The sequence below is a fragment of the Burkholderia sp. ABCPW 14 genome, assembly GCF_001523835.1.
GTDB lineage: Bacteria > Pseudomonadota > Gammaproteobacteria > Burkholderiales > Burkholderiaceae > Burkholderia > Burkholderia mayonis.
The window spans coordinates 1-3,038 of sequence record NZ_LOVS01000023.1; the positions used below are offsets into that span (position 1 = coordinate 1).

The 3,038-nt window shown below is 64.4% G+C and carries 2 protein-coding genes and 1 pseudogene; 1 reads left to right on the forward strand and 2 read right to left on the reverse strand.

Annotation, left to right across the window (positions count from 1 at the left end):
- Both WS62_RS32490 and paaN read right to left on the reverse strand, forming a co-directional pair.
- Positions 1 to 127, reverse strand: a pseudogene (locus WS62_RS32490) (3-oxoadipyl-CoA thiolase); the annotation flags it as partial.
- A gap of 88 nt (positions 128 to 215) precedes the next feature.
- The gene (gene paaN, locus WS62_RS04370) at positions 216 to 1,922 is read right to left on the reverse strand and encodes a phenylacetic acid degradation protein PaaN (protein ID WP_066568239.1); all 1,707 of its coding nucleotides are present in this window, start codon (positions 1,920 to 1,922) and stop codon (positions 216 to 218) included.
- Between the two features lie 130 nt (positions 1,923 to 2,052).
- On the opposite strand from paaN, the gene WS62_RS04375 reads away from it, so the two are divergent.
- Complete coding sequence (locus WS62_RS04375; protein WP_066568242.1) at positions 2,053 to 2,829, forward strand: enoyl-CoA hydratase; 777 nt, start codon at positions 2,053 to 2,055, stop codon at positions 2,827 to 2,829.
- The last annotated feature ends 209 nt before the right edge of the window (positions 2,830 to 3,038 follow it).

A 3,038-nucleotide genomic window follows, 5' to 3' on the forward strand; every position in this document is an offset into this window, starting at 1 on the left:
CGCGGTTGCGCTCGACGAGCGCCTTGAGCGGCACCGCGCCGAGGTCGTCGGCCCGTACCGGGGCCAGGGCGCCGCCATAGCGGCCGATGGGCGTGCGGATTGCGTCGCACAGGAAAGCTTCGGTCATGTCGAATTCCGGCGGAGGTGAACCCGCGAGCGGGCGGGTTCATTCATGGTAGTGAACGATGGCGCGGTCGGCAGTTCGGCCGAACGGGTTATGCCGTTTGGCCGGCTTCTGCCGGTGCGGACTTCGGCGCAACATGGTGTCGGCTCTGCACGACGCGGAAGCGGTTCGCGACGAACGCGGCATCGGCGAGCGATGCATTCGCGGCCGGATTGGCGCCCGTACCGTGAAAGTCGGAGAACGCCGCCGATTGATTGACGAACACGCCGCCCGTCAGATTGATCGACAGCGCGACTCCGCCGCGCACCGCCGCTTCGTGTGCCGCCTCGACGACGGCATCGTCCGTGCTATAGACGGAGAGCGTGAGCGCACCGTGGTCGGCCGCGATCGAACCGGCGAGATCGAGCGATTGTGCAGTCGAATCGGTTGCGATGACGAACGAGATCGGGCCGAACCATTCTTGCGTGTACATCGCCCGATCCTCGACGTCGAGCTGCAGCACGAGCGGCGTGCGCACGCGCGCGCCCTTGAATGCAGGATGCTCGAGCGCTTGGCTGTCGGCGAGCACGCGGCCGAGCTTGCGTGCGTCGTCGATGCGCGCCGCGACGCCGTCGTTCTGAAGCGCGCCGATGAGATCGACCGAGCGCGCCGGGTCGCCCGTCAGCTTTTGCACGGCGCCGGCGATCGCCTGCGCGACGTCGTCGAAGCTGACGTGCCCTTCTGCGGTGCGGATGCCATCGCGCGGAACGTAGATGTTTTGCGGTGCGGTACACATCTGGCCGGAGTAGAGCGCGAGCGAGAACGCGATGTTCTTGACGGCAGCCTTCAGGTCGTCGACGGAATCGATCACGATCTGGTTCACGCCCGCCTTCTCCGTGTACACCTGTGCCTGATGCGCGTTGCGTTCGAGCCAGGTGCCGTTTTTCGAGCTACCGGTGAAGTCGATCAGCTTGATTTCCGGACGGAGCGCGAGCTCCTGGACGAGCGCGCCATCGTTCCCTTCGGTCGCGAGCAGTGTGACGATGTTCGGATCGAAGCCCGCTTCGCGCAGCACGTCGCGCGCGATGCGCACGGTGATCGCGAGCGGCAGGATCGCGCCGGGGTGAGGTTTGACGATGAGCGTATTGCCGGTGGCGAGGTCGGCGAACATGCCCGGATAGCCGTTCCAGGTCGGGAACGTGCAGCAACCGAGCACGAGGCCCGTGCCGCGCGGCACGATCGTGTAGCGCTTGTGCATCGCGAGCGGCGGGTTCTTGCCTTGCGGTTTTTCCCAGTGCGCATCGACGGGGATGCGCTGCAGTTCCTGCCACGCGTATGCGACGGCTTCGAGTGCGCGGTCCTGCGCATGCGGCCCGCCCGCCTGGAACGCCATCATGAACGCCTGTCCGGTCGTGTGCATGACGCCGTACGCGATTTCGAAGCTCGCGCGATTCAGCCGGGCGAGGATTTCGAGGCACACGCCGGCCCAGGCGTGCGGCCCGGCCTCGCGCCACGCGCGCTGTGCTTGCGCGGCGGCGTCGATCAGTTCGTCGGGTGACGATTTCGGATAGCGGATGCCGAGCGCGAAGCCGTACGGCGATTGCTCGGCGCCGACCGTTCCGCCTGAGGCGGGCTGGCCGAGCTCGAAGGGTTTGCCGAGCTGGGCTTTGAATGCGGCTTCACCGTCTGCGTTGGCGCTTTCCCCGTACACTTTGGGGCTCGGCATCTCGGCGAACGGGCTCCAGTAGCCGCGCGTTTCGATCGTGGAGAGCGCGTGCTTCAGCGTGTCTTCATGCTTCGTAAACAGAGGATGGGTCATGGCGGCAGGCTTGATGAACGTTGAGGAAGGTGGAGATTATTAATTAACCGACCGGTTGGTCGGAAAATGTTAGCATTAAATCATCCGTGCGTGTGCGGCATTTCATGTTTCATTGATCGAGGAGAAGCAGATGGCTTACGAAAACATCCTGGTGGAGACGCGAGGCCGGGTGGGGCTGATTACGCTGAATCGTCCGAAGGCGCTGAACGCGTTGAACGACGCGCTGATGGACGAGCTTGGCGCGGCGCTCAAGGCGTTCGACGCGGACGAGGGCATTGGCGCCATCGTGCTGACGGGCAGCGAAAAGGCGTTCGCGGCCGGCGCGGACATCGGGATGATGGCGACCTATTCATACATGGATGTCTTCAAGGGCGACTACATCACGCGCAACTGGGAGACGGTGCGCCAGATCCGCAAGCCGGTCATTGCGGCGGTGGCAGGTTTTGCGCTGGGTGGCGGCTGCGAACTCGCGATGATGTGCGACATCATCTTTGCGGCAGACACCGCGAAGTTCGGTCAGCCCGAAATCAAGCTCGGCGTGCTGCCGGGCGCGGGCGGAACGCAGCGCCTGCCGCGTGCGGTGTCGAAGGCGAAGGCGATGGACATGTGCTTGACCGCGCGCTTCATGGATGCGGAGGAGGCTGAGCGCGCCGGCTTGGTGTCGCGGATCCTGCCGGCGGACAGGTTGCTCGATGAGGCGCTCGCCGCAGCGACGACGATCGCCGAATTCTCGTTGCCTGCCGTGATGATGGTGAAGGAGGCGGTCAATCGCGCATACGAGACCACGCTTGCGGAAGGCGTGCACTTCGAGCGTCGCTTGTTCCATTCGGCGTTCGCGTCTGAAGATCAGAAGGAAGGGATGGCGGCGTTCGTCGAGAAACGCAAGCCGGTCTTCAAGCATCGCTGAAATCGGGATAAACGTCGCGCACCTCTGGTCCTTGGGGTACGGCGTCACTCCAGTGTGCGCGCCCCCCCGTTCCGAGCCGCTGCGCGCGCTCGGAACGGGGGGGTAAATTTCTTTCGGAAAAGGACTTGCGCGAAAGCGGAATGGTGCCTAGAATCACGCCTCTTTCGCGGTAACGGAAACGTAGCGCGAAAGGGGGAGATGGGAAGTTC

Bases quoted from the DNA above. Each gene is read 5' to 3' on its own strand.
- paaN (WP_066568239.1), bottom strand. From the start codon at position 1,922: ATGACCCATCCTCTGTTTACGAAGCATGAAGACACGCTGAAGCACGCG.
- WS62_RS04375 (WP_066568242.1), top strand. From the start codon at position 2,053: ATGGCTTACGAAAACATCCTGGTGGAGACGCGAGGCCGGGTGGGGCTG.